Origin of the sequence: Streptomyces griseochromogenes (genome assembly GCF_001542625.1) — a bacterium.
GTDB lineage: Bacteria > Actinomycetota > Actinomycetes > Streptomycetales > Streptomycetaceae > Streptomyces > Streptomyces griseochromogenes.
Genome location: NZ_CP016279.1, coordinates 1371770 through 1397812, shown reverse-complemented (window position 1 = coordinate 1397812; position 26043 = coordinate 1371770). Strand labels below are relative to the sequence as shown.

The window sequence follows — 26043 nt, the reverse complement described above, 5'->3', positions numbered from 1 at the left end:
CGCTACTTCACCGCTACCTGGGAGATGTCGAGGACGCCGGTCCAGTCGCTGATGACGATGTTCTTCACGTCCGAGCCGTACAGGCGCTTGTAGACCGGGTGGAACAGCGGCACGACGAGGGCCTGCTCGGCGATCTTCTTGTCCAGTGCGCCCCAACGCTTGGCGGCCGCGTCAAGATCGGTCAACTTGTTGATCGCGTCAACCTCGTCATTGACCGACTTGTCGTCCAGCAGGCCCGTGTTGAAGTTCGCTCCGTCCTTGACGATCTGGCGGCCGTCGAAGATCGGGGCGAGGAAGGGGCCGCCGGAGGGCCAGTCGGCACCCCAGTGGGCGAGGAAGAAGCCGGGCTCGGTCTTCACACTGTGGATCTTGTCCCGGTAGTCGTTGTCCTCCAGGCCCTGGAGCTTGACCGTGATGCCGGCCTTCTTCAGGGCGTCCTGGATCGCGGTGGCGATCTCCGGGCTGGTCTCGAAGTTCTTGTCGTTGGAATGCGTGAGCGTGACGGTGAGCCCGCTCTTGTCACCGGCCTGGGCGAGCAGTTCCCTGGCCTTGGCCGCGTTGCCGGTGCCGCCTGCCGGGAAGAGGTCGTAGGGCGTGTAGCCGAAGGACTTCTGGTCGGGCAGGAAGGTGGTGGCGGGCTCGGCGAGCGCCGAGCCGCCGGCCGCGTTGACGACGGACGAGCGGTCGATCGCGTACGCGATCGCCTGGCGCACCTTGGGGTTGTCGAACGGCTTCACCTTCGGGTTGAAGGCGATGTAGTTGGTGTAGCCGAAGTGGCCGGTGCCCACGCGCGCGGCGAGCTCCTTGTCGCCGGTCACCTTGGCGAGCTCGGCCGGCCCGAGGTTGGTGTCCGTGGTGACCGCGGCCGCGTCCGCTCCCTGGGACGCGGACAGCCGCTGGTTGATCACGGAGGAGTCGAGGCCCGAGCGTACGTCGATGGTGTCCGGGTAGGCCTTGCGCTCGGCGTCGACGGCGGCGGACCAGTTCGGGTTGCGCTCGAGGACGAGGTGCTCGCCGTCGTTCTCGTTCTTGACGACCTTGTAGGGGCCGGACGAGACCGGGTGCTCCTCGTACCTGGTGCCCGTGTCCTTGCCCTTCGGGACCGGGGCGAACTGCGTCTGCGTGGCGAGGAACGGGAACTCGCCCTCGGGCTTGTCCAGATGGAAGACGATGGTCCGCTCGTCGGGCGTCTCGATCGCCGGGAGGCCCTTCTTGTCCTTGTACGGGCCCTGGTAGTCGGCCGCGCCGACCAGCCAGTCGCGCAGGTAGGGAGCGCCGCCGGAGAGCTCGGGGGCGAAGGAGCGCTCGATGCCGTACTTGATGTCGGCCGAGGTGATCGGGGTGCCGTCCTCGTACTTGAGGCCCTTCTTCAGGGTGTACGTCCACACGGTCGCGCCCTTGCTGGGGCGCCCGGTGTCGGTGGCCAGATCCGGGACCACCTTGGCGCCGGCCGCACCGTTCTCACGGTTGCGCGTGGTGAGCGTGCGGAACACGAGCGAGGGGACGTTGCCGCCGCCGGAGGTGTAGAGACGGGCGGGGTCGAAGTCGGTCTGCGGCTCGGAGTTCAGAACCGTGAGCGTGCCGCCCTTGTGCGGCGCGGAGTCGCCACCGGAGCCCTTGGCATCGTTGCCCTTCGGGCCGCAGGCGGCGGCACCCGCTGCCACGACAAGGCTGACGGATGCCGCTGCCACACGGCGCGCTATGACGGACGGTTGACGCATTGGAATGACGACCTCTCGGATACTGAGACAAGTGGACGAGGAGTGAGACGCCTGTGAACAGACGTGGGCCCCGGCGTCGGGTCGTCGAAAAACCCGTGACACGGTCACGGTGGGATGTGAGAAGAAGTCGCGACGCGAACGCCAGGAGGCGGCGTCAGCGACAGTGGACGTCGGCTACACAGAGCGCGGTCACGCCGATCAGCGCCAGCTCGATGGCGGCGCTGCCGGAGACGGCATGACTAGACCACATGCGCAAAAATATGAATGAACCATCGACTCATGTCAATGTGGCGTCAGCGGCAGCTGTCAACTCCCGGGATAGGGCCAGGGGTTGGGCAGACAGTGGATTCCGTCGTGGTCGAGGAACTTGGTCTGCTGCTGCATGACCGGGGCGAGTTCGCCGTCCTTCTGGCACGTCACATGGCCGTGGCCGAGCCGGTGGCCGACCTCGTGATTGATGAGCATCTGCCGGTATGCATACATTTTGTCGCCGTATGTCTTGCTGCCCTGCGCCCACCGGTAGGCGTTGATCATCACGCGCTCGGTGGACGCCGAGTCGCAGGAGACGTTGTCCTCCGTGGTGTCCAGGCCGGACTTGGCACACCACTTCCCGGTGGTGCCGGGGCTGGCGAGCGTGATCACGAAGTCGGGTTTGCCGGAGGAGATCCGCTCGAAGGTGCGGGCGCCGCCGTGGGCCCAGCTGCGCCGGTCGTTGAGCGTCTTCTGCACGGCCTCGGCGAACAGCGCTCCGTCCAGACCGAGCCCCTGCTCGACGTCCACGCGGTAGGTGTACTTCTGTCCCTTGCCTGGCGCCTTGTCGAAGCCCGGGACGGCCTCGAACTTCCCCGAGCCCTTCAGCGTGGCACCGAGCGGGTACTTCCGGTCCATCTTCTGCTCGTAGGTCAGTGTCGCCACGCTCGGCGGGGCGGAGGGGGTCGCCTCCCCGTGCCCACGGGCGTCCCGCGCCTGGTCGGTGGCGGACTGCGACCGTGCGCCCGGGCCGTCCCGGTCGTCGGCCACCTGCCCGGCGACGACGACCGCGAGCACGGTGGTCACGGCGGCGGCCGCGATACCCGTGAAGGCCCGCCCCTTGCCGCCCGTGCGCTGCGCGGGCACCCCGGCGGGCGGCGCGCCGTCACCGGCCCCGGCGGCAGCCGTATCCACGGCCGGGCTGCGCGACTCCCGCACCTCGGCGCTTCCGCCGCCGGAACGGGGCGCGAAGACGTCGACGTCCTCCCCGAAGGCGTCGAGGTAGTCCTGCCGAGGTCCGCGGCTCGAACCATCGGTCCGGCCCTGCTGCCGACCCTGCCCTTGCCGCTGCCGCGGAAGGGTGACGCCGGGCCCGCCCGCACTCCGCCTCACCCCGGAGGCGACACCGTCCCCGCCACCGGCCGGTCCCGCGATCCCGCCCCAACCACCCCCGCCCTCACGCTGCTCGGGATGCCCGCCGCGAGCGCCCGGAGCACCACCGGCGATCCCCGGCACACCGTGCACGGGCGTGCCGTCGGGGAGCCGCGGTACGCCGTGAGCGGGGGTGCCGTCGGGAAGCCTGGGCACACCACGCACGGGCGTGCCGTCAGGAAGCAGCGGAACGCCCTGGGCAGGCGTGCCGTCGGCGTACCGCGGCACCCCAGGAGCCGGAGTCCCGTCGGGAAGGCGAGGCACTCCCTGTACGGGGGTGCCCGGCGGGAACCCGGGTGCGCTCCGGGCGGTGCGCGGTGGCCCGTAGTCGAGCGTGCCGCCTCCCGGCGCCTGGCGCTGACCGGGCAGGGTGGGCCGCTGGGCCGTACGGGGCGGGCCGGAGGCCGGGTCCCGTTCTTCCCTCTGTCCCGCTATGTGCGTTATGTCCGAGGAGTCGCCCTTGGGGGCCGGTCCGCGGCGGCTGTGGCGTCCCACCTGTGCCCTCAGCTCCTCGCACCCGTGGGGGCGACGTCGCCACCCCCGGCGGAACCGGCACCGGGCACCGTGGCCCCGCCGGCGCCCCGCGCCGCGCCCACGTCGCCCAACTCCCCCACTTCCGCGAGAAGTTCCCGGAACGCTCCGGACACCACCTCCGGGTACTCCATCATCGCCACGTGCCCGGCGTCCGGCAGGGTCAGCAGGCGCGAGTCACGGAAGGAGCGGGCGGCCTTGCGAGCCATGCGGAAGCCGACCAGCTGGTCACGGCCGCCGTAGATCAGAAGGGTCGGCGCGAGCACGCGCTCGGCCTGACGCCACAGCCCGTGCTGGCCGCCGAGCGTGTAGGCGTTGACGATCCCGCGGGCCGAGCGTGCCATCGCGTCCCAGAAGTAGGGCAGCTGCAGTCGCCGCTCCAGCTCCTCCACCGCATGCCGGAACGCCTCGGCCGACACCCGCCCGGGATCGCCGTAGCACAGGGCCATCACGCCGCTCACGCGCTGCTCGGCCGTCCACTCCTGGGTGAGCCGGTTGAACAGCATCGCGATGCCGGGCACACCCAGCAGCGCCGTCGGTACCGCGGTCCGCTGCACGCGCAGCTCCGGCAGGGCGGGCGAGACCAGCGTGAGCGTGGTGACCAGGTCGGGGCGCACGGCGGCGACGCGCGTGGCGACCGCTCCGCCGAGGGAGTTGCCGAAAAGGTGGACCGGGCCGCGCTCGGCGGCATCGAGGTAGCGAATGACGGCGCGCGCGTGCCCGGTGACGGAGTAGTCGCCGTCGTCCGGGGGCGGGGAATCACCGAAGCCCGGCAGATCGACGGCCTCGCTCTCCACGAGGCCGTCCAGTTCCGCCATCAGCTCCGACCAGTTCTGTGAGGAACCGCCGAGCCCGTGCACGTACAACGCGGGCGGCAGGCCTTCGCGCGCGGGGCGGCGCGAGCGCACCGACAGGGTGACCCCCGGCAGCCCCACCGACCGCAGCCGCTCACCCTCACCGACCCGGACGGGCCCCACCCGGGGAAGCACACTCGCAGCCGGTACGGAGGGTGACTCGGTCGAAGACATGCGGCAATGTTACGAGACGATCACGCTGTGATTCATGTGTTCGCCGTCACAGGTGGGGCTCGCCGTGTCGCCCACCGGACCGTGTGACCGCGCGGCTCGAGCGCGCGGCGGAACCGCGCGGCGAACAGGCGTCCACGGCATGGCGTCCGAATCAGCTGTCTCCTAGGCTCGTACAGAGGGCACCCGAATGTAGCCCCTGCCGATTCCAGGGACGTTCGTAGGAAGGGAGCCCACCATGGCCTATGACCCCATCGAACCCGACACGATCGAGGAGCGGGAGGCCGAGAACACCCCGGAGATCGACGTCGAGGCCCCCGAGGGGGACGCCGTCGAGCAGCACGCCGGCATCGCACCGGATCACGACGACCCCCTGACCGGAGTGGACCCGAGCCGAGCGAACGAGGCCGATCTCATCGAACAGGCGCGCGTGGTGTCACTCGATGAGGACGACTACCGCTGACGGCGCGGGACCCCGCCGACCGCTGGTCCGAACGCGTAAGGCGGCCATCGCGGCTATCGTCGCCGTCCGGTACGTGAAATTCTGCGCTCGCACCGCGCACACCACGGTTACCGAAAAGTACGATGGCCGCGCGGCCGACACCGCATGTGGACGACTTTGGGAGGCGGCGTGACAGCCATCGAGCAAACTGAGGCGGCACGCCCGCGTGGCACCCGTCTGCCGCGCCGTGCCCGACGGAATCAGCTGCTGGGCGCCGCCCAGGAAGTCTTCGTCGCACAGGGCTATCACGCGGCGGCGATGGACGACATCGCCGAGCGCGCCGGTGTCAGCAAGCCGGTGCTCTACCAGCACTTTCCCGGCAAGCTCGACCTCTACCTCGCTCTGCTGGACCAGCACTGCGAGTCACTGATCCAGGCCGTGCGCGGTGCGCTCGCCTCGACGACGGACAACAAGCAGCGCGTGCGGGCGACCATGGACGCCTATTTCGCGTACGTCGAGGACGACGGCGGCGCCTTCCGCCTGGTCTTCGAGTCGGACCTGACGAACGAGCCCGCGGTGCGCGAGCGCGTCGACAAGGTCACCAACGAGTGCGCCGAGGCGATCTGCGACGTCATCGCCGAGGACACGGGCCTCTCGCGCGCCGAGTCGATGCTGCTCGCCTCCGGTCTCGGCGGCCTCGCCCAGGTGGTCGCCCGTTCCTGGCTGCACAGCGACCGCAGCGTGCCGCGCGACCAGGCGGTGCAGCTGCTGGCCTCGCTGGCCTGGCGGGGCATCGCCGGATTCCCGCTGCACGGCACCGAGCACCACTGACGGCCGTTTGTTCCCGTGGGGTGTTCGCTGTTGGCGTTCCCTCCCACAGCGTGTACGTCCCCTCACCGGGCTAATGTGTGCTGCGTACGGCGCGGAAGATCGCGCACATCACTGACCGTCGGAGGGACATAGCCGTGGAGGTCAAGATCGGCGTGCAGCACGCGCCCCGCGAGATCGTTCTGGAGAGCGGTCAGAGCGTCCAGGACGTCGAGCGCATGGTGGCCGAGGCGCTGGCAGGAAAGTCGCAGATGCTGAGCCTCGAGGACGAGCGCGGCCGCAAGGTCCTGGTCCCGGCGGACCGCCTGGCGTACGTGGAGATCGGCGAGCCGACCGTCCGCAAGGTGGGCTTCGGCACGCTGTAGGGACAGTCCGGAGAAGGGCCCGGCGGCACTGTGCCGCCGGGCCCTTCCGCCTGTGGAGGGTGCGCACAGACGGAGCACAGACCCCCCACAGGGGTGGATTGCAATCCGCAGGTCACGGGTATGACGGGCTACGACCGTGAAGCACGGGCCGGCCGTGGGAGGGACCCCGACATGATCCTGGAAGCAATCGGATCCGCCTTGCTCGGTCTGATCCTGGCCTGGGCGGCGACGCACCGGTTCGCGCACCGCCTGCCTGCCCGCCCGCTCGTCTTCTCGACCGGCATCGCCGGAGCCCTCTTCGGCGACTTCGTCACCCACAGCGCCCTGGGCCCCGGCAGCCCCCTGCTGAGCCTCCTGGGCGCCGCGATCGTCTCGGCCGCCTCGCTCTCCTTGCTCCTGCGCCCGGCGGGCCGCCTGCGCCGACGATCAGCGACGGCGTAGCGAAGGGTCGCGGGGCTGTGTCCGATACGCGGCTCCGCCGCGTGGGCGGACCCGGCCACGACGAACCCACAGCCGCGAGACGGCCGAACCCAGCCCCACAGAGCGCTACGCGGCCAGGCCCAGCGCAGCCATCCGCTTGGTGTGCGCCTCCGTGATCCGTGAGAACATCCGGCCGACCTCCGCGAGATCGAACCCGTCGGCCACACCCCCCACGAGCATCGTGGACAGCGCGTCCCGGTCGGCGACAACCCGCTGCGACTGCGACAGCGCCTCCCCCATCAGACGCCGCGCCCACAGCGCCAGCCGCCCGCCGACCCGCGGATCGGCGTCGATCGCCGCACGCACCTTCTCCACCGCGAAACCGGCGTGCCCGGTGTCGTCGAGGACCGCGAGGACCAGCTCACGCGTGTCGGAGTCCAGACGGGCCGCGACCTCCCGGTAGAAGTCACTGGCGATCGAGTCGCCGACGTAGGCCTTGACCAGGCCCTCCAGCCAGTCCGAGGGCGCCGTCTGCTTGTGGAAGCCGTCCAGGGCCGCGACGAACGGCTCCATCGCCGCGGTCGGCTCCTCGCCGATCTCGGCCAGCCGGTCCCGCAGCCGCTCGAAGTGGTGGAACTCGGCCGAGGCCATCTTCGCCAGCTCCGCCTTGTCCGCGAGGGTGGGCGCCAGCTTGGCGTCCTCCGCGAGCCGCTCGAACGCCGCCAGCTCCCCGTACGCGAGCGCGCCGAGCAGGTCCACGACCGCGGCACGGTAGTGCGGGTCGGCGGAGGCCTGCGCCCAGTCCTGGGCGGCGACACCGGTGTGTTCGGGGGATGCGGCGGACGCGTTCTCAGGCTTGTCAGAGCTAGTCATGAGGCGCACAATAGCCCGCTTGGCGTGCCTCGGAAGAGCCTGGCCGATCACTGTGACCACGACTACGTGACCAAATCGGCCATCGCATGTGCGTGAATCCGGGGTATGGTGGTAATGCGCCTGCTGAGTGCGTCGACGATGTTCGACGTGTTCCGACAGGGCGCACGCATGAGGATGCCCGGTCGGTGGCCCGATCGGCTCCGACCCGACAGCCCTCCCTGGCCGTACGGACTGTACGTACGACGACCGGAGGGACACCCTCAGCGGTACGAGCGCTAGAGCGTCGGCAGAGGTCCCGTGTCATACGGCTTGCCCGAGTGGTTCGTCCGTACGGCAGCCGACGTCCCCGGCACGGTCAGACATGACCCCCGCGCTCGCCTCGCGCCGCGCACACAGAAGAGGCATAACCCTGACTACGACGTTTCGAGAACTCGGAATCCTTCCCGAGACCGCCGAGGCCCTGGACGCCGTCGGCATCATCACTCCCTTCCCCATCCAGGAGATGACGCTCCCCGTCGCCCTCTCCGGCACGGACGTCATCGGCCAGGCCAAGACCGGCACCGGCAAGACGCTGGGCTTCGGCCTCCCGCTCCTCGAGCGCGTGACCGTCCCCGCCGACGTCGAGGCGGGCCGCGCCCGGCCCGAGGCCCTCACCGACACCCCGCAGGCGCTCGTCGTCGTCCCCACGCGCGAGCTGTGCACGCAGGTGACGAACGACCTGCTCACGGCCGGCAAGGTCCGTAACGTGCGCGTGGTGGCGATCTACGGCGGCCGGGCCTACGAGCCCCAGGTCGAGGCCCTGAAGAAGGGCGTCGACGTGGTCGTCGGCACCCCGGGCCGCCTGCTCGACCTCGCCGGCCAGAAGAAGCTGAACCTCAAGCACGTCAAGTGCCTGGTCCTCGACGAGGCCGACGAGATGCTCGACCTGGGCTTCCTGCCCGATGTCGAGAAGATCATCAACATGCTGCCGGCCAAGCGCCAGACCATGCTGTTCTCCGCGACCATGCCGGGCGCGGTCATCGGCCTCGCGCGCCGCTACATGTCGCAGCCCACCCACATCCGCGCCACCGCGCCGGACGACGAGGGCGCGACGGTCGCGAACATCAAGCAGTTCGTCTACCGCGCGCACTCCCTGGACAAGCCGGAGATGGTCGCCCGCATCCTGCAGGCCAACGGCCGCGGGCTCGCGATGATCTTCTGCCGTACGAAGCGGACGGCGGCCGACATCGCCGAGCAGCTGCAGCGCCGCGGTTTCGCCTCCGGCGCGGTCCACGGCGACCTCGGCCAGGGCGCCCGCGAGCAGGCCCTGCGCGCCTTCCGCAACGGCAAGGTCGACGTCCTCGTCTGCACCGACGTCGCCGCGCGCGGCATCGACGTGGAGGGCGTGACCCACGTCATCAACTACCAGTCCCCCGAGGACGAGAAGACGTATCTGCACCGCATCGGCCGTACCGGCCGCGCGGGCGCGAAGGGTACGGCGATCACGTTCGTCGACTGGGACGACATCCCGCGCTGGCAGCTGATCAACAAGGCGCTGGAGCTGGGCTTCAACGACCCTACGGAGACGTACTCCAGCTCCCCGCACCTGTTCACGGACCTCGATATCCCCGAGGGCACCAAGGGCACCCTGCCGCGCTCGGAGCGCACCCGCGCCGGGCTCGACGCGGAGGAGCTGGAGGACCTCGGCGAGACCGGCGGCCGTGGTGCGCGGGGTCGTGGTGGCCGGGGCGGCCGCGGTGGCCGTGCCGAGTCCGCCGCCGACGCGCCCGCCGAGCGCGAGCGCCCGGCGCGCACGCCGCGCCGCCGTCGCCGCACGCGCGGCGGTACTCCGCTGGACGCCTCCCCCGCTACGGCCACCACGGCGCCGGCCGAAGAAACCGGCACCGCAGAGGAGTCCACGGCGGCCCGCACCCCGCGCCGCCGTCGCCGTACGCGTGCCGGAGCCGCTTCCGAGGCGCTGACGACCGCTGCCGCGACCGCGACCCCCGAGGCCGCCGTGGAGACGGTGGACACGGTGGACGGTTCCGGGGCCCTGGAGACTCCGGAGAAGCCGCGCCGCCGCCGCACGCGCAAGTCGGCGCAGGCTGCTGAGGCGCCGGTGACCGAAGCGCCGCTGACCGAAGCGCCGCTGACCGAGGCACCGGTGACCCAGGCCGAGGCGACCGCGGTGGTCGAGCCCGCGCCTGTGGCCGCCGAGCCCGAGGCCACCGCCGAAGCGACGGAGCCGAAGCCGCGCCGCCGTACCCGCAAGACGGCCGAACCGGCCGCCGAAGCAGCGGTCGCGACGGCCGAGGCCACGGACGAGACAGCCCCGGCGACCAAGCCCCGCCGCACCCGCAAGACGGCCGCGGCCGCCCCGGAGACGGTCGTGGCAGAGGCCGCCGAGGAGCCGGAGGCCAAGCCGCGCCGCCGTACTCGCAAGACGGCCGTGGCCGCCGCGGAGGCGGTGGTCGACGCCGCCGAAACCGCGGAGGCCAAGCCGCGCCGCACCCGCAAGACCGCCGCCGCTCCGGAAGCGGTGGAAAAGGTTGAGGCCGTGGAGGCTGAGGCCGCGGAGGCCAAGCCGCGCCGCCGTACCCGCAAGACGGCCGAACCGGCCGCCGAAGCAGCGGTCGCGACGGCCGAGGCCACGGACGAGACAGCCCCGGCGACCAAGCCCCGCCGCACCCGCAAGACGGCCGCGGCCGCCCCGGAGACGGTCGTGGCAGAGGCCGCCGAGGAGCCGGAGGCCAAGCCGCGCCGGACCCGCAAGACCACCGCCGCTGCCGAGGCCGCCGCGGACACGGCCGAGGGCACGGAGGCCAAGCCGCGCCGCACGCGGAAGACGGCCGCCGCCGCCCCGGAGACGGCAGAGGCCGAGGCCGAGGTCAAGCCGCGCCGCACGCGGAAGACGGCCGCCGCCGCCCCGGAGACGACGGAGGCCGAGGCCGAGGTCAAGCCGCGCCGTACCCGCAAGACGGCGGCTGCCGCCGTCGAAGCCGCGGTGGACGGGGCCGAAGCGGCTGCGCCGAAGGCGCGGCGGACCCGTAAGGCCGTTGCCAAGACGGCCACTGCGGAGATTCCGGCGCAGGCCACCGACGAGCCGGAGGTCAAGCCCCGCCGCCGTACCCGCAAGGCCGCGACGGCGACCGTGGAGGCCACCGAAGCCTGATCGGCGCTTCGGCTCACCGGCCGGACAGCGCAAAGGCGTCACCCCGACGGCCCGGACCACCTCGGTGGGACCGGGCCGTCGGCATCCCCACCTCGTTCCCGTGCTCGACAGGCCCGATAGCCTCTCCCCATGAGCAGGCCTGCCACCTTCGTCCCGCCCCCCGGCGCCCGTGCGTACTCCCTGCGCACCGCGCGCGGTGAATTCGCCGTCGTCGACGCGCCCGTGGCCGCCGGGGTCGAGCCCAGGGGCGTCGCTCTGCTGCTGCCGGGGTTCACCGGGAGCAAGGAGGACTTCAATCCGCTGCATGTGCCGCTGGCCGAGCGCGGGTACCGGACCGTGGCCGTGGACGGGCGCGGGCAGTACGAGTCGGACGGTCCCGAGCACGACGAATCCGCTTACGCGCAGGAGGAGTTGGCGCGGGACGTGCTGGCACAGGCGGAGGCCGTCGGCGGGCCCGTGCATCTGCTGGGACACTCCCTCGGCGGGCAGATCTCGCGCGCGGCCGTGCTGATCGACCACTCCCCGTTCCTGTCGCTCACCTTGATGGCCTCGGGCCCGGCGCAGATCTCGGCCTCCCAGCAGCAGCGCGTGAAGCTGCTGCGGGACGCGCTCGCCGTGATGACGATGGCCGAGGTGTGGGACGCGATGCGGGCGATGGATGCACCCGAGGAGACCGACGCGGGCGGACTCGACGGCGGTCTGGACGACCGGGAGGATCTGCGCCGCCGCTGGCTGGGGAACAAGCCCGCCCAACTCCTCGCCACCGGCCGCCAGTTGTGCGGCGAACCGGATCGCGTCGCCGAACTGGCCGCCGTACCGCTGCCGTTCCACGTCCTGTCGGGCGCGCTGGACGACACCTGGCCGCTCGCGCTGCTCGACGAGATGGCGCGGCGGCTGAAGGCACGGCGGACGGTCGTCGAGGGCGCCGAGCACTCGCCCAACACCGACCAGCCGCTCGCCACGGCACGCGCGATAGCCGGCTTCTGGGACGAGCGTCCGGACCGGGCACGCCGGTAGCGGCCGACGGGCTAGTACTGCGTCTGAAGGTGCTCCCAGAAGCCTTCGCGCAGGGCGTGACGCAGGTCTCCCTGGCCGCGTAGCGAGTACTGGAGCAGGCGTTCGGCCTCGACCAGGAGGTCCTGGTCGACGGAGCCGGGCAGTCGGGGGTGGCCGGGCAGCAGCTCGACCAGGGACTCGCGGCCCCGGGCGGCCAGCCATTTCGCCGCGATCTGGGCGCCGACGAAGCGGACGTCGTCGCGGGTGGGACGGGTCCCGGCGGCGGCCTCGTAGGCGGCGGCCGTGCGGCGGGCGACGTACGGCTTGAAGAACTCCAGGTCGAGGGTGCGCTGGCTGTCCACCTCCCAGAGCAGCGGCTCGGCCTGGTTGCGGCCCTCGGGTGCCTCGATGCCCCACAGGTGGACGCGCGCGCCGTAGCCCTGGGCCGCCTCCACCGCCGACACCAGATCCTCGTCGCCGCCGAGCAGGGCCGCGTCGCTGATCGCGCGGTGCCGGGCGAGGGACTCCAGGTCGGAGCGGATGAGGGAATCGACGCCCTTCTGCTGGTTGTTGGCATTCAGGTTGCCGAGGCGGACCTTGACGTCGGGCAGCTCGGCGATGGACTGCTGCTCGGCGGTATGGATACGGCGGCGGGCGCCGTCGTACCAGTAGACGCGCAGCAGGCGGCTGTCCGCGAAGATCGTGCGGGCCTTGTCGATGAGCGCGTCGATCAGGCCCTCGGCGTCGAGGTCGAAGGCCCGGCGGTCCTCGGTCCCGGCGACCAGCCGGCCCGCGGCCGCGTACAGATAGCCCGCGTCGACGAAGATCGCGTGGGTCGAGGGCGTCTTGGCGACCTCGGCGAGCATGCGCTGCAGCAGCTCGTTGGTGTGGTCGATGCGGGCGGAGAGGGCCGCCAGGTCGTCGTTCATCGCCTCCATTGTCCCGGCGGTCACGCTGCGAACACAACCGCTCCCGGTCGGTCCCGCCACCCCCGCTTACCGGTCAGTAATTAGCTGTTCGAAAAATTTCTTTAGCGTAGGGAATGTTTGTAACACGCAAGCCGTTGACTCCTACGACACAAGGTCACACCCAGTAGTTCTCCGCAGGAGGATGACCAGACGAAGGGAGAAGCCATGCGCTTCGAAATCATGCGACTCGACGAGGTCAACGGCACCACCGTGGACAGCACCGTCGTGGACGCCGCCTCCGTCAACCGGATAGTTCAGCAGGCCGCCGCCATCGGACAGCGCCTGTGGATCCGCCCGGCCGAGCACACGCCGGCCTCGTAACGGGCGGCGACACTCAAGCTTTCCGGGGGAGCCGAGGCCAGGTCTCAGCTCCCCCGGATCACCTGAGTGACACCGTTGATGATCTGCTGCACCGCGATCGCGGAGAGCATCATGCCCGCGAGCCGCGTCACCAGGACCACGCCGCCGTCCTTGATGACCCGGATGATCAGCAGCGAGTAACGCATCACCAGCCACAGCACCACGTGGATCGCGAGGATCGCGGACCACACGGAGACCTGTGTGGCCACACTGCCGGCCTTCTGCACGGCAAGGATCACGGACACGATGGCACCGGGCCCCGCCAGCAGCGGCATGCCCAGCGGCACGAGGGCGACGTTCACGTCCTTGGTCTGCTTCGGCTCGTCGGTCTTGCCGGTGAGCAGGTCCAGCGCGATCAGCAGAAGCAGCAGACCGCCCGCGATCATCAGCGCGGGGACGGAGACGTGCAGGTAGTTCAGGATCTGGTGGCCCAGCACACCGAAGGTCGCGATGACCCCGCCCGCCACACAGACGGCCTGGAAGGCCATCCGCTTCTGCACCTTGGCGGGGCGCCCCGCGGTCAGCGCGAGGAAGATCGGGGTGATCCCTGGGGGATCCATGATGACGAAGAGGGTCAGGAAGAGGGAGCCGAAGACAGCGACGTCGAACATGAGGGAAGTACAAGCCTTGCGGGAAGAAGAAAAGTGGGCGTGAGGTGGCGCGGAGTCGACCCCTGAGGGTCTCAGGCCCCGCCGGTCCCCGGGACGGGGAACGCGCCGGTGGCCCGCCGGATGATCTCCCCGTACACCTCGGGGTCCGTCGTGTACTCGCCGAGCGACACGCTCTTGCGGCTGCCGTGGTAGTCCGAGGACCCCGTGACCAGCAGCCCCAGTTCCTTCGCGAGGCCCCGCAGCCGGGCCCGGGCGTCGGCGTCATGGTCCATGTGGTCGACCTCGATGCCGTCCAGACCGGCCGCCGCCATCTTCGCGATCGCGGACTCCGGCACCGTACGGCCACGCTTGGCGGCAGCCGGGTGCGCGAAGACGGCCACGCCGCCCGCGCCCTTGATCAGCCGGATCGCCTCGAAGGGATCGGTCTCGTGCTTCGCCACGAAGGCCCGGCCACCGTCGGCCAGCCACTCCTCGGTGAACGCGTCGCCGACCGTGGGCACCACACCCAGCTCGACGAGCGCGCTGGCGACATGCGGACGCCCCACGGAACCGCCGGCGGCGATCCGCTCGACCTGTTCCCAGGCGACCGGCACGCCGAGCGCGTTCAGCTTGGTGACCATGCCCTGGGCCCGCGGCACCCGGTCGTCCCGGACCAGCTCGCGCTCGGCGAGCAGATCGGGCTCCTCGGGGTCGAAGAGGTAGGCCAGCATGTGCATGGAGATGCCGTCGATACGGCAGGACAGCTCGGCACCGGTGACCAGCGTGAGCCCCTCGGGCAGCGCGGTGATCGCCTCGGCGTACCCACGGGTGGTGTCGTGGTCGGTCAGCGCGACGACGTCCAGACCGGCCGCGGCGGCATGGCGCACCAGCTCGGCCGGGGTGTCCGTACCGTCGGAGGCCGTGGAGTGACAGTGCAGGTCGATGCGCACGACGCGTACTCCAGGCGGTGACGGACGGAAGGGGACACCTAAGGATAGCGTCAGGACAGCGACGCCATGTCACACCCGCACCCGATCAGCGCCCCCTACACAAACCCACCTGAGGGGAGCGGGGAACTGCACGAGCAACCCCGAACACCCCACACCCGCCCTCGGACAGCACGCCCCACCCCAGTGGGCACTACGGCCGAAGCGAGCGCGGCGTCACGGCTTGAGCAAGCGCGGCGAAAGCGCCCCACAAGGCACCAGATCCAACTCCGCCCCCGCATCCCGCAGATCCGTCAGCACCAGCTCGTCGTACATGAGCAAGCCCGCCTGCTCGGGCCACATCACCGCCCACAGCCACATCCCGAGCGCCTCACCGGCGAAGACGGCACGGTCGTCGGGAGTGCGGTAGACGTGCCAGAGCGGGGTCGGGCGGCCGGCGGCAAGGACCTTGGCCTGAGGCGGCTTCTCGACGTTCATGTACGCCCCTGGATCCGGGCCGTCGATGCCCGCGTACCGCGCTCCGAGGCCGACGCCGAGCTCCTCGGCGACCAGGATCAGCTCGCCCATGCCGCCGAGCGGGCCGGGCCCGGAGCAGGCCACGGCGGTGGCACGGCCGCCGCTGCGGTCGTCGCCCGCGTAGGTCACCCCCGTGAACAGCCATCCGACCGGCAGCGGCCACGGCATCCACACGGGGACCTGCGTGCGATGCACCACGACATTGAGCGCCTCGACGCTGGGCGGGATCACGGGCTGCAGCGGATGCACCGACCCGTGAACATCGCACTGCCAGGTATCGGCGAAGAGACCGGGAGCCCTGACCCGGCCACCACACTTCGGGCAACTGGGTTCGCCCCTCATAGGGCTCCACGGTCCTACCCCTGTCCCGTTACGTCAAGGACGATCACCCGACCGGCGCACGCACCGGCTCCGGTGGGCGTTGCCCATTACAAGCAGGCGCAACAGTTCTCACACCGAAATATCGTTCGCACGCGGGAGACCTGGGCCTCGCGTGCTGTGCCGCTCCGTCCGACGGCACACGAATCCCCTCCCCGCGGGACGTACAACGCCTGCTGGAGGATCGGTAGGACCGCAGCCGAGGAGCGGGAGACGGCGCCGCCGAGGACAGTGTCGCCGCCTTTGCCAACTGGCCGATACCGTCCCCGCGTTGGTGAGATCGGTCACGTCCGGGTCAGTCGAGCGGGACGGACTTGCGGGCCGGATCCCTCAGGTCCGTGCCCTTCGTGAGCCAGCGCTCCTGGAGGGCCTGCGCGCCGTGCACCCGCTTCCAGGCGGCCTCGTTCGCGGTCATCGGCAGCAGCGGCAGGAACCGTACGGGATCCATCGGCGCGTCCAGCTCCAGGTCCTCGACGAGACCGCCGGGTTCGCCCACCAGGACCGAGGAGAAGGGGGCGCCGGGCCACAGTGGGTCACCCACGTCCAGGGAGGCGCCAGGGGCCACCACCACGCCTTCCACCTGCGGGGACGCGGCGAGTACGGCGAGCGCGCGGAGTACCTTGTCGGTCTCCGCGAGGCCCGCGCGGACCGTCAGGACCAGCTCGGCGCGGGGGCCCTTGACGGGGTCGGCGAGCATCGCCGTGGGGTCCGTCATGGGGTGCGCGGACATGCCGAGCGTGGCGTAACGGACCACGGCTCCCTCTTGATCGGAATCCCGGAAGCGGAGCACCTCGATGCGGTCCGTGCCGAGGAAGGTGACCGCGGCGCGCGCGTCCGGTGCGCCCAGCGCGGTGCTCAACCGTGCCTCGACCAGAGGAAGAACATCAACCATGCCGTGAGCATAGATCTCGTCAGCAGCGGGCAAAGCGGCACCTTGACACTTCGGGTGACTGCTACGCTGAGCCGGTGGTTCGGGGTAGCACGCAGAAGCGTCGCTGATCGAGTCCCGACGCCGATGAGACTCCCTTACGAGGGACCGGCCGGAGGAGGTGGGGCTGTCATGGATCGAAGTCGACCGTGCAGTACCACTCGCTCTTCCGGCTGCTGAAGTAGTTCCCGGCTGGCTGCCACCTTCCCGTTCGCGTCGCCGTTCGGAAGAGCACTTCGTTTCGCTTTGCCTGAGCTGTCTGACCTGAATCAGTTTCTGCATCAGCGGCGAAGTCGCCACCGCAACGGTGCGGTGCTCCCCGCTTTGTGGACGTGCCAAACATCCTTCCTGCCCCAAGGGCGGGGAGACCCGACAGGACGTCCCCATTCCGGGTAGTTCCACCCGTTCGCCGCGCGCCGTCGCTGCCCGCCCGCGAAGGAGCCTGCCCATGTCGATGATCCGCGACCTGCGCGCCGTGGTCCGTACGTCGTCCCGTCCCTCGCTCCGCAAGGAGACGAGCGCGTCGTACGACACCACGCGCGACCCCGCGACGCCCTCGGCCGTCGTCGACTGCGCCGTCTACCGCGACGGTTCGCGTGTCCCGAGCGCCAAGCCGCTGACCCCGCACGAGGCGATGCGGCAGGTGCGCCGTGACGGCGGGTTCGTATGGATCGGCCTCCACGAGCCGACCGAGGCGGAGTTCGCGGGTATCGCCGCCGAGTTCGGGCTGCACCCGCTGGCCGTCGAGGACGCGGTCCAGGCCCACCAGCGGCCCAAGCTGGAGCGGTACGACGACTCGCTCTTCACCGTCTTCAAGACCATCCACTACGTCGAGCACGACGAGCTGACCGCCAACAGCGAGGTGGTCGAGACCGGCGAGGTCATGTGCTTCACCGGCCGGGACTTCTTCATCACCGTGCGGCACGGCGGCCAGGGCTCGCTGCGGGCGCTGCGGCACCGGCTGCAGGACGAGCCCGAACTGCTCGCGAAGGGCCCCTCGGCCGTGCTGCACGGCATCGCCGACCATGTCGTGGACGGCTACATCGCGGTGGCCGACGCGGTGCAGGACGACATCGACGAGGTGGAGACCGAGGTCTTCTCACCGGGCCGCCGGGGTGGTGTCTCGCGGGGTGTGGACTCGGCGCGGATCTACCAACTCAAGCGTGAGGTACTGGAGTTCAAGCGGGCGGTGGCCCCGCTGCTGCGGCCGATGCAGCTGCTGAGCGAGCGGCCGATGCGGCTGGTCGACCCGGACATCCAGAAGTACTTCCGGGACGTCGCCGACCATCTCGCCCGGGTCCAGGAGCAGGTGCTGGGCTTCGACGAACTCCTCAACTCCATCCTCCAGGCCAACCTCGCGCAGGCGTCGGTCGCGCAGAACGAGGACATGCGCAAGATCACCGCCTGGGCGGCGATCATCGCCGTGCCGACGATGGTGTGCGGGGTGTACGGCATGAACTTCAAGTACATGCCCGAGCTGCACTGGAAGTACGGGTACCCGGTGATCATGGGCATCACCGTCGTCCTGTGCATGGGCATCCACCGCACGCTCAAGCGCAACGGCTGGCTGTGAGCGGGGCTGGATAGGCTGGACGCATGACAAGCGAGCTGCTCGGCCAGGCCCTTCTCGACCAGGCCCTCGTCGAGGAGGCCACGAAGAAGTCCGGCCTCATCTGGGTCAGGGGCGCCGGAGCCCCTGCGGCGCGTGCGCTGTGGCACGTGTGGCACGAGGGTGCGGTGTGCCTGGTCGGCGACGGGCCCGGGGAGCAGCCGCTGCCCGGTCTGGCCGACGGCGGCCTTGCCGAGGTGACCGTACGCAGCAAGGACAAGGGGGGCCGGCTGGTGAGCTGGCCGGCGACCGTGTCGGAGCTGGCCCCGGGCTCGCCGGAGTGGGAGGCGGCGGTCGCCGAGCTGAAGGGCAAGCGGCTGAACGCCCCCGACGGTGAGCAGATGCCGGACCGCTGGGCCCGCGAGTGCAGGGTGCTCCGCCTGGTGCCGGCGGGATCTTCCGCGCCGTTGCCTTCCCACAGCCTGGCCGAGCGCCCGCTTCCGACCCCGGCGACAACCCGCCGCCCGATCCCGCCGGGCCTGCCGAAGCTGCTGGCGAAGCGCCGCAAGAAGTGAGGCCGGGGGCCGAGGAGAGTACGGCACCGCCGGAAACGAAGGCCGGCCGATCACCGTCGCGGCAGAGAAGCCCCGTGACCGGAGAACAGCGACGGCCGGCCACGCCGCCTCGCCGGCCTCACTGCCCCGCCGACAGCACCAATCTGTAGACCGGGCCCCAGCGACCTTACGACGTCGGCAGCTGCTTGCCGTAGTCCACTGTTTCCGACGTCGCGGGGTCGGTCACGGCGAAGTCCTTGCCCCAGTCCGAGAAGCGGAGCGTGCCCGCGCTGCCGCCGCGCACCAGGCTGAGCGGATACGGCTTGCCCTCCAGGGAGACGTCCAGGGTGCCGCCGGAGCCGGCGTCGCCGGTGATGCGGATCGTGCGGGTGCCGGACTCCTCGTGGTGGCCGTCCGCCGCCAGCTTGCCGTGCAGCGTGAGCAGACCGCCGAGAAGCACGTCCTTGTCCGTGAAGCCGCTGAACTTCTTGTACGCGGGATCCCCCTGCGGCACCTTCACGTACTTGCCGTCCAGCTTGCCGGCGGCACCGTCGCTGCCGTCCGCGTGATTCCAGAAGTCCGCGTCGGCCTTCAGATACAGCTGCTTGCCGACCCGCAGCAACCGGAACGTGGCCCCCTGGGAGGTGACCGATCCGGTACCGCCCTCGGCCTTGAGCCGCATGTCCAGCGTGTACGTACGGCCGCTGGTGACCACGGTCCCCGACAGCCGCACCGCGGGCGCCGCCTGCGCCGCGGCCCGCGTCTTCGCCTGGATCCGGTCGGCGGACAGCTTGCCGACCCCGTTGGTCCCCGCGTCCGGATCCTCGTTGCACCCCGTCAGCGCCATCGCTCCCGTCGCGGCCAGCGCGCATGCCGCGGTCGCCAGCGCGGCCCGGCGGGTACGGCCCTGGGGAATCGCAGTCACAGGTGGCACTGCCTTTCTGACGGTTCCTGAGCGGCGTACCGCAGCGTACCGGGGCCCCGGCCGCCCAGCGGAGCCGGTCCGTCCGGACTGCCCACCAGGGCGCATCCGAACAGGACGGGCTAGCCTGAAGCGCACCCGAGCGGTCAGATCCGAGCAATCCATACGATCCTCACGCAAAGGAAGCACAGCCATGGCAGCCGGCGCCCCCCGGATCTTCGTCTCGCACGTCGCCGGGGTCCCCGTCTTCGATCCGACGGGCGACCAGGTGGGCCGCGTGCGCGATCTGGTCGTCATGCTGCGCGTCGGACGACGGCCCCCGCGCGTCCTCGGACTGGTCGTCGAGCTGTCCACCCGGCGCCGTATCTTCCTGCCCATGACCCGGGTCACCGGCATCGAGTCCGGGCAGGTCATCACCACCGGCGTGGTCAACGTCCGCCGCTTCGAACAGCGGCCCACCGAGCGGCTGGTCTTCGGGGAGCTGCTGGACCGCCGGGTGAAGCTGGTGGAGACCGGCGAGGAGGTCACCGTCCTCGACCTGGCCGTACAGCAGTTGCCCGCGCGCCGGGACTGGGAGATCGACCGCGTCTTCGTCCGCCGGGGGAAGAAGGGCGGGGCCTTCAGGCGGGCCAAGGGCGAGACGCTGACCGTGGAGTGGTCGGCCGTCACCGGGTTCTCGCTGGAGGAGCACGGACAGGGCGCCGAGAGCCTGCTCGCCACCTTCGAACAGCTGCGCCCCGCCGACCTCGCCAACGTCCTGCACCACCTCTCCGCCAAGCGGCGCGCCGAGGTCGCCGCCGCCCTGGACGACGACCGCCTCGCCGACGTCCTGGAGGAGCTGCCGGAGGACGACCAGATCGAGATCCTCGGCAAGCTGAAGGAGGAACGCGCGGCCGACGTCCTGGAGGCCATGGACCCCGACGACGCGGCCGACCTGCTCGCCGAACTGCCGGAGGATGACAAGGAGCGGCTGCTGAGCCTGATGGAGCCCGCCGACGCGGCCGAGATGCGGCGCCTGATGTCGTACGAGGAGCACACCGCGGGCGGTCTGATGACCACCGAGCCGATCGTGCTGCGCCCGGACGCCACCGTCGCCGACGCGCTCGCCCGGGTCCGCAACCCGGACCTCTCCCCCGCCCTCGCCGCCCAGGTCTACGTCTGCCGCCCGCCCGACGAGACCCCGACCGGCAAGTACCTGGGCACGGTGCACTTCCAGCGACTGCTGCGCGACCCGCCGTACACCCTGGTCAGCTCGCTCGTCGACGACGATCTGCAGGCCCTGGACCCCGACGCCCAGCTGCCCGTCGTCGCCGGGTTCTTCGCCACGTACGACATGGTCGCCGCGCCCGTCGTGGACGAGTCCGGTTCACTGCTCGGCGCCGTGACCGTGGACGACGTACTCGACCACATGCTGCCCGAGGACTGGCGGGAGACGGAGTTCCACCTGCACGACGAGAGCGGGACGGCCGACGAGGGGGCGCGTACCCATGGCTCCTGAGCGCGAGAGCGCCCGCGAGCGCACCCCGGCGGGCGCCACGGCCGCCACCCGGCACCGGACACCCCGTCTGGACCAGCCGCGCCCGCCCCGGCGCCGGATCCTGCCCGAGTGGGACCCGGAGGCCTTCGGCCGGCTGTCGGAGAAGATCGCCCGCTTCCTGGGCACGGGACGCTTCATCGTCTGGATGACGGTCGTCATCATCCTGTGGGTGCTGTGGAACATCGTCGCGCCGGCGAACCTGCGCTTCGACACCTATCCGTTCATCTTCCTGACCCTGATGCTGTCGCTGCAGGCCTCCTACGCCGCCCCGCTGATCCTGCTCGCGCAGAACAGGCAGGACGACCGCGACCGGGTCAACCTGGAGCAGGACCGCAAGCAGAACGAGCGGTCGATCGCCGACACCGAGTACCTGACCCGGGAGATCGCCGCGCTGCGCATGGGCCTGGGCGAGGTGGCGACCCGCGACTGGATCCGCTCCGAGCTGCAGGACGTGGCCAAGGAGCTGGAGGAGCGGCGGCGGCACGACGGTCATGTCGTATTCCCGACAGAAAGGGCGGAACGGTCGCCGGGACGTGACACAGACGACCGTTGAGGGGCTACCCGGAGGCCCCTCGAAGCGCCGTACCATCGTCCTTATGGCTACGGAAGACGCGGTGCGCGAGGCACTGGCGACGGTGAACGACCCCGAGATCAACCGACCCATCACCGAACTCGGGATGGTCAAATCGGTGGAGATCGGGGAGGACGGCACGGTCGCGGTCACCGTGTACCTGACGGTCTCCGGCTGCCCCATGCGCGAGACGATCACCCAGCGTGTCACCGAGGCGGTCTCCCGGGTCGAGGGCGTCACCCGCGTCGACGTCACGCTGGACGTGATGAGCGACGAGCAGCGCAAGGAGCTGGCGACGGCCCTGCGCGGCGGCCAGGCCGAGCGCGAGGTCCCCTTCGCCAAGCCGGGCAACCTCACCCGGGTCTACGCGGTCGCCTCCGGCAAGGGCGGCGTCGGCAAGTCCTCGGTGACGGTGAACCTGGCGGCGGCGATGGCGGCCGACGGCCTGAAGGTCGGCGTCGTGGACGCCGACATCTACGGCCACTCGGTGCCGCGCATGCTCGGCGTGGACGGCCGTCCCACCCAGGTCGAGAACATGATCATGCCGCCGTCCGCGAACGGCGTGAAGGTCATCTCCATCGGCATGTTCACCCCGGGCAACGCGCCGGTCGTCTGGCGCGGCCCGATGCTGCACCGCGCCCTCCAGCAGTTCCTCGCCGACGTCTACTGGGGCGACCTCGACGTCCTGCTCCTCGACCTCCCGCCCGGCACCGGCGACATCGCGATCTCCGTGGCCCAGCTGATCCCGAACGCCGAGATCCTGGTCGTCACGACGCCTCAGCAGGCGGCGGCCGAGGTCGCCGAGCGGGCCGGCGCCATCGCCGTCCAGACCCACCAGAAGATCGTCGGCGTGGTCGAGAACATGTCCGGCCTGCCCTGCCCGCACTGTGGCGAGATGGTCGACGTCTTCGGCACCGGCGGCGGCCAGCTGGTCGCCGACGGCCTGACCCGCACCACGGGTGCGACGGTCCCGGTCCTCGGCAACATCCCGATCGACGTCCGCCTCCGCGAGGGCGGCGACGAGGGCAAGCCGGTCGTCCTGACCGACCCGGACTCCCCGGCGGGGTCCGCGCTGCGGGCGATCGCGGGGAAGCTCGGGGGGCGGCAGCGGGGCCTTTCCGGGCTGTCGCTGGGGATCACGCCGAAGAACAAGTTCTAGGACTGCCACGAGGAGGGGGCGCCGTCTTCAACGGACGGCGCCCCCTCCGTCGTTCTCCATGGGTTCCTCGTGCTCGCGCCCCGGACACAGGTCCAGCGTGGTGCACAGCTGGAGCACCTGGTAGGCAGCGTCGTCGGGCTCCGCTCCCCGCCCGCCCTCGGCATGCGACAGGAACCGCCATTGCGAGGCCTTGGTGTGCCGTGTGCCGTCCGTCTTCTCCACGTGGGCCTGGAGCGTGCGGGCCCCGGAGTCGTTCGTCTCCACCAGCACCTCGTCGTCGGCGAGCGGGAAATGATCGTGGAGCAGACACAGGCCGAAACGGTCCAGATTCCCGTGTCTGGCCAGCACCGCCACCAGATCCCGGACGAACTCCGCGTCTCGGGGGCCCAGGCCTTCGGCTTCCTCGAAGCGGGGAAGTGACGCCCTCCGGGCGGAAACGTTTATTTCAGTCATGACCCCTCCGTCAAATAGTTGACGGTCGCAAATAGTTGACGGTCATCGGATTCCATTATCAGCCACTGACTGTTTTCCTGCAATTCCGCAGACTGGGGCGATGGGGTGGGTGTTCGGGGTTCTCTTGTGTGTCTGGGTGTGACACGTAGAACGCCTGTCTAAATTAGTTGGGCAGGAGGTGTCGACACACAATGACGGGGATCCGGTGGTGGCGGCTACTGTCGCTGGTGGCTGTGGCGGTGATGTGGTGGGGATGCTCGACGGCTCAGGCGCAGCAGAATCACTACACCGAGTGCCGGGCGGATCAACTCGATACCGGCCACGCGGAAGCAACGATCCATTTCAAGCCGCATGACGAAGAATTCATCAGAGTAGTTTCAGAAATGACCGTGTCAGTACCCATGGAATGGAGTCTGGCAAGACCCCTGACGTTCAGCACGAAGTCTGATGACTACCGGAAGGCGATGCGTTGTCTGCTGCGCGGGCAGAAACATCAGCCACACGACCAGGAATGGCGCTCCCATGGCCCCAAGGTAACCACCGAGGACGACAAGGTCACGGTGCAGTACGAATCCTACGCCTGGATCAAGAGCTACAAACTCATCCAGCTCGGCCCTTGGGAGATCCAGAAGTTCAAGGGAGATACATGGAATGTCTGCCTAAAGCCGCCGTCGACGTTGCAAAATATTCCCTGGACCAAGGTCACTGCCGATCTCAGCGACCTCAAGTTCAGTGATAGCTCTAGCCATTCGTCATCTATCGAAAACCAAAGTCTGACCTGGCTTAATCAGCCACCGAGTCACGTCCTTTTCGACGTCGAACTACCGTGGCAGCGCTGGTGGATCCTCAGCTACGACCAGTCTCCTTGGAGTTCGGTAGGTGTCGCCGCATGGTGGGTGTGTGCCTCGATTGCGATCGCACTGGCCGCGTTCTACGCCCAACGAGCTTATGCATCACCGGCGTCGGGCATGCGAGGATCAGGGTGGCGAGTCGGATTCATCGGCGGTTGGCGCAACGAAGGCCTTGTGCGGGCAGTTCTGCAGTGGGCCCTGTTCAGCGGGACAGTGGCCCTGACGCTGATTCTGCTCATCAAGATGCCGAAACTCCTCGAACCACGATGGCGCGTACTCCTCTGTATCTTGGCCGGCCTGGCTCTGGTCCTCGTCGCCCGCCCGTGGTCACGCGGCATGGAATCACAAGCTCCCGACGTCAGGGCGGACGAGGCCACCGGCCCCGACCCTGACCAGCGTCGCCAGGCTCGCGCCGTCATCGTCACCGCATCGACGGTGGCAGCGATCGGATTGCTCGTAGTCCTGTCCCCAGGCTTGTTCGGCCTGTCGCAGCACCTGGAGCCACGGGAATCGCTCGCCTTGGGCCGAACCGGACTCGCGCTGAAGGGTCTGGCGACAGTGTGGTTGTGGCTGGCAGCCATGGTCGCGTGGGCATGGCGCTTCGCGCGGGAGGGAGGGCTGGTCCGCGCGCGCTGGGTCCTGAAATACGACAAGGCGCCGGTCCGCTGGACCGTAGCTGTCGGGGTGTTGTTGGGCGGAATTGCTGGAGCCTTGCTCTGGTGCATCTGGAAGACAATCGAACGCCAGTTGGAACGCATCTACTGGCTCACCGACCAGAGCCCAGCCTCGAAGCGCCATTACATCGATGACAGACTGATCAGATTCTCCTTCACCGACCTCCTCTGGATTTTCTCCTGCAGCTGGTTCCTGACCGGTATCATGCTCATCTCCCTGCTGCGTTTTCGTGTCCAGGCCCAACGCACCCGACCCGGCCATGAACAGGAGCAGTTCTCATTGGGACCGAACAGGCCAGAGCTGGTACTCACGGTAGCGATCTTCGCCTTCGCCGTGGGGCTCAGGGGTGCCACGTTCGTGGGCGTCAACGCGCAGTACGCGGCCTGGTTCCTGCTGAACATCTGCTCGCTGGTCATGGTTCTTGTCGTGGGAAGGAAACGGTCAGTGCTGAGACAGCTGGGACGGCACTTCTACACTCAGAGGCTGGACACCGATAAGCATCGGAAAGAGCTGATGGCAAAAGCCCATCAGTACCGGAATCTGAATCACCAGGCCTACCTGCTGGACCACGGGCGCGCCACTGGCATCACGACCTACCAATTGGAGGATCGCCTCCATAAACTACGCCAGTGGCTGGTTGACGGATGCGGCTCCAAGAAATGCCCACCCAACCAGATTTCGGTACTGGATGTCGCCCTGTCCTGGGGGCCAGAAGACCATTGGTGGTCCAACGCGTCGCGTGCCGCGCGCCTGGCATTCTGGTTCGGACTCCCGGCCAGCGCCTCCCTGGTATTTCTGAACGTGCGGGGTTCCTTTAATTGGACACGAATTCTCTTTGAGCCAGTCAGGATTCCGGAGGTCGTCGTGAGTGCGATCTCCTATCAGGTGGCGTGGGCAGGCGCCGGCTTCGTCCTTGGCGCACTATGGCGGCTGCTGCCCGGCCGCCGAGGTACCGTGCGCGCATGGAGTGTGACCGTTGCCTACGCCCTGCCCGCAGGCCTGGTTTTCCTGTTCATCAGGCTCACCGACTTCATCCGCCTCTCCAACTCGGGCTCCATGTATCTACTCCTCTTTTCCCTGCTCATGCTCACCATCCTGACGCTCACCGGCATCTGGATGGATACGGCTACTTTCAGTGAGGAGCGCGAGTTCTGGCCCAGTCGCTTCACCCTGCTCCTGTCGCTCTACCAGGTACGAGGCTTCTCCGGACAAATCGCGTTGCTTCTTACTCAAGTCACGGCCGTTGCCGCCATCTATCGCGACTTGGTCCCCAAATAGAAAGACAAAAGGAGCGCCGCCACGTCGTCGCGGCGGCGCTCCTCACAGACCCGT

The 26043-nt window shown here is 69.6% G+C and carries 25 protein-coding genes; 13 read left to right on the top strand and 12 right to left on the bottom strand.

The genetic code is table 11. The annotated features are described in order from the left end of the window. Nucleotides 1–2: 2 nt before the first annotated feature. The 4 genes from AVL59_RS06590 to AVL59_RS06580 all read right to left on the bottom strand — a co-directional run bounded on the left by AVL59_RS06590 (nt 3) and on the right by AVL59_RS06580 (nt 4681). Complete coding sequence (locus AVL59_RS06590) at nt 3–1721, bottom strand: ABC transporter substrate-binding protein (protein WP_067300274.1); 1719 nt, start codon at nt 1719–1721, stop codon at nt 3–5. Nucleotides 1722–1875: 154 nt separating this feature from the next. Next, on the bottom strand, nt 1876–1971 hold the full coding sequence (locus AVL59_RS55960) for an Ms4533A family Cys-rich leader peptide (RefSeq protein WP_335743736.1): 96 nt from the start codon (nt 1969–1971) through the stop codon (nt 1876–1878). A 56-nt stretch (nt 1972–2027) separates the two neighbouring features. Then, nucleotides 2028–3617, bottom strand: coding sequence for a DUF3152 domain-containing protein (locus AVL59_RS06585; protein ID WP_079146556.1), 1590 nt, complete (start codon nt 3615–3617; stop codon nt 2028–2030). An 8-nt stretch (nt 3618–3625) separates the two neighbouring features. Continuing rightward, entirely contained in the window at nt 3626–4681 is a 1056-nt protein-coding gene (locus tag AVL59_RS06580; protein ID WP_067300271.1) for an alpha/beta fold hydrolase, read from the bottom strand. 235 nt (nt 4682–4916) lie between these two features. On the opposite strand from AVL59_RS06580, the gene AVL59_RS06575 reads away from it, so the two are divergent. From AVL59_RS06575 to AVL59_RS06560, 4 genes are all read left to right on the top strand, one after another. After that, nucleotides 4917–5141, top strand: coding sequence for a hypothetical protein (locus tag AVL59_RS06575; RefSeq protein ID WP_067300269.1), 225 nt, complete (start codon nt 4917–4919; stop codon nt 5139–5141). Between the two features lie 168 nt (nt 5142–5309). Continuing rightward, a complete protein-coding gene (locus tag AVL59_RS06570; RefSeq protein ID WP_030787897.1) occupies nt 5310–5951 on the top strand; it encodes a TetR/AcrR family transcriptional regulator in 642 nt (213 codons plus the stop codon). Between the two features lie 134 nt (nt 5952–6085). Further along, nucleotides 6086–6313, top strand: coding sequence for a DUF3107 domain-containing protein (locus AVL59_RS06565; RefSeq protein ID WP_067300267.1), 228 nt, complete (start codon nt 6086–6088; stop codon nt 6311–6313). 171 nt (nt 6314–6484) lie between these two features. Further along, on the top strand, nt 6485–6754 hold the full coding sequence (locus AVL59_RS06560; RefSeq protein WP_067316964.1) for a hypothetical protein: 270 nt from the start codon (nt 6485–6487) through the stop codon (nt 6752–6754). A gap of 105 nt (nt 6755–6859) precedes the next feature. Here AVL59_RS06560 and AVL59_RS06555 read toward each other — a convergent pair whose 3' ends face one another. Continuing rightward, nucleotides 6860–7606, bottom strand: a complete 747-nt coding sequence (locus tag AVL59_RS06555) for a ferritin-like fold-containing protein (RefSeq protein ID WP_067300266.1) — start codon at nt 7604–7606, stop codon at nt 6860–6862. A gap of 502 nt (nt 7607–8108) precedes the next feature. On the opposite strand from AVL59_RS06555, the gene AVL59_RS06550 reads away from it, so the two are divergent. Both AVL59_RS06550 and AVL59_RS06545 read left to right on the top strand, forming a co-directional pair. Beyond that, entirely contained in the window at nt 8109–10757 is a 2649-nt protein-coding gene (locus tag AVL59_RS06550; RefSeq protein ID WP_067300261.1) for a DEAD/DEAH box helicase, read from the top strand. Between the two features lie 129 nt (nt 10758–10886). Next, complete coding sequence (locus AVL59_RS06545; protein ID WP_079146554.1) at nt 10887–11774, top strand: alpha/beta fold hydrolase; 888 nt, start codon at nt 10887–10889, stop codon at nt 11772–11774. Between the two features lie 11 nt (nt 11775–11785). Here the strand turns inward: AVL59_RS06545 and AVL59_RS06540 are convergent, their stop codons facing one another. After that, complete coding sequence (locus AVL59_RS06540) at nt 11786–12691, bottom strand: NYN domain-containing protein (RefSeq protein WP_208870578.1); 906 nt, start codon at nt 12689–12691, stop codon at nt 11786–11788. Between the two features lie 195 nt (nt 12692–12886). Between AVL59_RS06540 and AVL59_RS53165 the strand changes: the two genes are divergently transcribed. Then, a complete protein-coding gene (locus AVL59_RS53165) occupies nt 12887–13042 on the top strand; it encodes a hypothetical protein (RefSeq protein ID WP_099053010.1) in 156 nt (51 codons plus the stop codon). A gap of 44 nt (nt 13043–13086) precedes the next feature. Here the strand turns inward: AVL59_RS53165 and AVL59_RS06535 are convergent, their stop codons facing one another. From AVL59_RS06535 to AVL59_RS06520, 4 genes are all read right to left on the bottom strand, one after another. After that, nucleotides 13087–13692, bottom strand: a complete 606-nt coding sequence (locus tag AVL59_RS06535; protein WP_067300257.1) for a MarC family protein — start codon at nt 13690–13692, stop codon at nt 13087–13089. Between the two features lie 71 nt (nt 13693–13763). Then, the gene (locus tag AVL59_RS06530; RefSeq protein WP_067300255.1) at nt 13764–14621 is read right to left on the bottom strand and encodes a PHP domain-containing protein; all 858 of its coding nucleotides are present in this window, start codon (nt 14619–14621) and stop codon (nt 13764–13766) included. 213 nt (nt 14622–14834) lie between these two features. After that, a complete protein-coding gene (locus tag AVL59_RS06525; protein ID WP_067300253.1) occupies nt 14835–15476 on the bottom strand; it encodes a DUF6758 family protein in 642 nt (213 codons plus the stop codon). A gap of 331 nt (nt 15477–15807) precedes the next feature. After that, complete coding sequence (locus AVL59_RS06520; protein WP_067300251.1) at nt 15808–16404, bottom strand: suppressor of fused domain protein; 597 nt, start codon at nt 16402–16404, stop codon at nt 15808–15810. A 484-nt stretch (nt 16405–16888) separates the two neighbouring features. Between AVL59_RS06520 and AVL59_RS06515 the strand changes: the two genes are divergently transcribed. Both AVL59_RS06515 and AVL59_RS06510 read left to right on the top strand, forming a co-directional pair. Then, a complete protein-coding gene (locus AVL59_RS06515; RefSeq protein ID WP_067300250.1) occupies nt 16889–18013 on the top strand; it encodes a magnesium and cobalt transport protein CorA in 1125 nt (374 codons plus the stop codon). Nucleotides 18014–18036: 23 nt separating this feature from the next. Then, complete coding sequence (locus AVL59_RS06510; protein WP_067300248.1) at nt 18037–18564, top strand: hypothetical protein; 528 nt, start codon at nt 18037–18039, stop codon at nt 18562–18564. A 166-nt stretch (nt 18565–18730) separates the two neighbouring features. On the opposite strand, the gene AVL59_RS06505 is transcribed toward AVL59_RS06510, so the two are convergent. Further along, entirely contained in the window at nt 18731–19468 is a 738-nt protein-coding gene (locus AVL59_RS06505) for a hypothetical protein (RefSeq protein WP_067300246.1), read from the bottom strand. Between the two features lie 190 nt (nt 19469–19658). On the opposite strand from AVL59_RS06505, the gene AVL59_RS06500 reads away from it, so the two are divergent. Genes AVL59_RS06500 through AVL59_RS06490 form a run of 3 tightly spaced genes read left to right on the top strand, consistent with a single transcriptional unit; the run spans nt 19659 to nt 22732 of the window. Beyond that, nucleotides 19659–20963 (top strand): magnesium transporter MgtE N-terminal domain-containing protein, encoded by a 1305-nt coding sequence (locus AVL59_RS06500; protein WP_067300244.1) that lies wholly within the window; start codon nt 19659–19661, stop codon nt 20961–20963. Then, complete coding sequence (locus AVL59_RS06495) at nt 20953–21555, top strand: DUF1003 domain-containing protein (protein ID WP_067300242.1); 603 nt, start codon at nt 20953–20955, stop codon at nt 21553–21555. Before AVL59_RS06500 ends, AVL59_RS06495 begins: the two co-directional genes overlap by 11 nt. Nucleotides 21556–21598: 43 nt before the next feature. Then, nucleotides 21599–22732: an Mrp/NBP35 family ATP-binding protein gene (locus AVL59_RS06490; RefSeq protein WP_067300240.1), complete on the top strand. Its 1134-nt coding sequence runs from the start codon at nt 21599–21601 to the stop codon at nt 22730–22732. 27 nt (nt 22733–22759) lie between these two features. Here AVL59_RS06490 and AVL59_RS06485 read toward each other — a convergent pair whose 3' ends face one another. Further along, a complete protein-coding gene (locus tag AVL59_RS06485; protein ID WP_067300236.1) occupies nt 22760–23185 on the bottom strand; it encodes a hypothetical protein in 426 nt (141 codons plus the stop codon). A 191-nt stretch (nt 23186–23376) separates the two neighbouring features. Here AVL59_RS06485 and AVL59_RS06480 point away from each other — a divergent pair, with 191 nt between their 5' ends. Then, nucleotides 23377–25989 carry a DUF6185 family protein gene (locus AVL59_RS06480; protein WP_067300235.1) on the top strand — a complete coding sequence of 871 codons (2613 nt, stop codon included), beginning with the start codon at nt 23377–23379 and terminating at the stop codon, nt 25987–25989. The last annotated feature ends 54 nt before the right edge of the window (nt 25990–26043 follow it).

Bases quoted from the DNA above. Each gene is read 5' to 3' on its own strand.
- AVL59_RS55960 (WP_335743736.1), bottom strand. From the start codon at position 1,971: ATGTGGTCTAGTCATGCCGTCTCCGGCAGCGCCGCCATCGAGCTGGCG.
- AVL59_RS06555 (WP_067300266.1), bottom strand. From the start codon at position 7,606: ATGACTAGCTCTGACAAGCCTGAGAACGCGTCCGCCGCATCCCCCGAA.
- AVL59_RS53165 (WP_099053010.1), top strand. From the start codon at position 12,887: ATGCGCTTCGAAATCATGCGACTCGACGAGGTCAACGGCACCACCGTG.
- AVL59_RS06500 (WP_067300244.1), top strand. From the start codon at position 19,659: ATGGCAGCCGGCGCCCCCCGGATCTTCGTCTCGCACGTCGCCGGGGTC.
- AVL59_RS06490 (WP_067300240.1), top strand. From the start codon at position 21,599: ATGGCTACGGAAGACGCGGTGCGCGAGGCACTGGCGACGGTGAACGAC.
- AVL59_RS06540 (WP_208870578.1), bottom strand. From the start codon at position 12,691: ATGGAGGCGATGAACGACGACCTGGCGGCCCTCTCCGCCCGCATCGAC.
- AVL59_RS06545 (WP_079146554.1), top strand. From the start codon at position 10,887: ATGAGCAGGCCTGCCACCTTCGTCCCGCCCCCCGGCGCCCGTGCGTAC.
- AVL59_RS06485 (WP_067300236.1), bottom strand. From the start codon at position 23,185: ATGACTGAAATAAACGTTTCCGCCCGGAGGGCGTCACTTCCCCGCTTC.
- AVL59_RS06525 (WP_067300253.1), bottom strand. From the start codon at position 15,476: ATGAGGGGCGAACCCAGTTGCCCGAAGTGTGGTGGCCGGGTCAGGGCT.
- AVL59_RS06580 (WP_067300271.1), bottom strand. From the start codon at position 4,681: ATGTCTTCGACCGAGTCACCCTCCGTACCGGCTGCGAGTGTGCTTCCC.
- AVL59_RS06480 (WP_067300235.1), top strand. From the start codon at position 23,377: ATGACGGGGATCCGGTGGTGGCGGCTACTGTCGCTGGTGGCTGTGGCG.
- AVL59_RS06550 (WP_067300261.1), top strand. From the start codon at position 8,109: ATGACGCTCCCCGTCGCCCTCTCCGGCACGGACGTCATCGGCCAGGCC.
- AVL59_RS06560 (WP_067316964.1), top strand. From the start codon at position 6,485: ATGATCCTGGAAGCAATCGGATCCGCCTTGCTCGGTCTGATCCTGGCC.
- AVL59_RS06515 (WP_067300250.1), top strand. From the start codon at position 16,889: ATGTCGATGATCCGCGACCTGCGCGCCGTGGTCCGTACGTCGTCCCGT.
- AVL59_RS06520 (WP_067300251.1), bottom strand. From the start codon at position 16,404: ATGGTTGATGTTCTTCCTCTGGTCGAGGCACGGTTGAGCACCGCGCTG.
- AVL59_RS06510 (WP_067300248.1), top strand. From the start codon at position 18,037: ATGACAAGCGAGCTGCTCGGCCAGGCCCTTCTCGACCAGGCCCTCGTC.
- AVL59_RS06535 (WP_067300257.1), bottom strand. From the start codon at position 13,692: ATGTTCGACGTCGCTGTCTTCGGCTCCCTCTTCCTGACCCTCTTCGTC.
- AVL59_RS06590 (WP_067300274.1), bottom strand. From the start codon at position 1,721: ATGCGTCAACCGTCCGTCATAGCGCGCCGTGTGGCAGCGGCATCCGTC.
- AVL59_RS06575 (WP_067300269.1), top strand. From the start codon at position 4,917: ATGGCCTATGACCCCATCGAACCCGACACGATCGAGGAGCGGGAGGCC.
- AVL59_RS06495 (WP_067300242.1), top strand. From the start codon at position 20,953: ATGGCTCCTGAGCGCGAGAGCGCCCGCGAGCGCACCCCGGCGGGCGCC.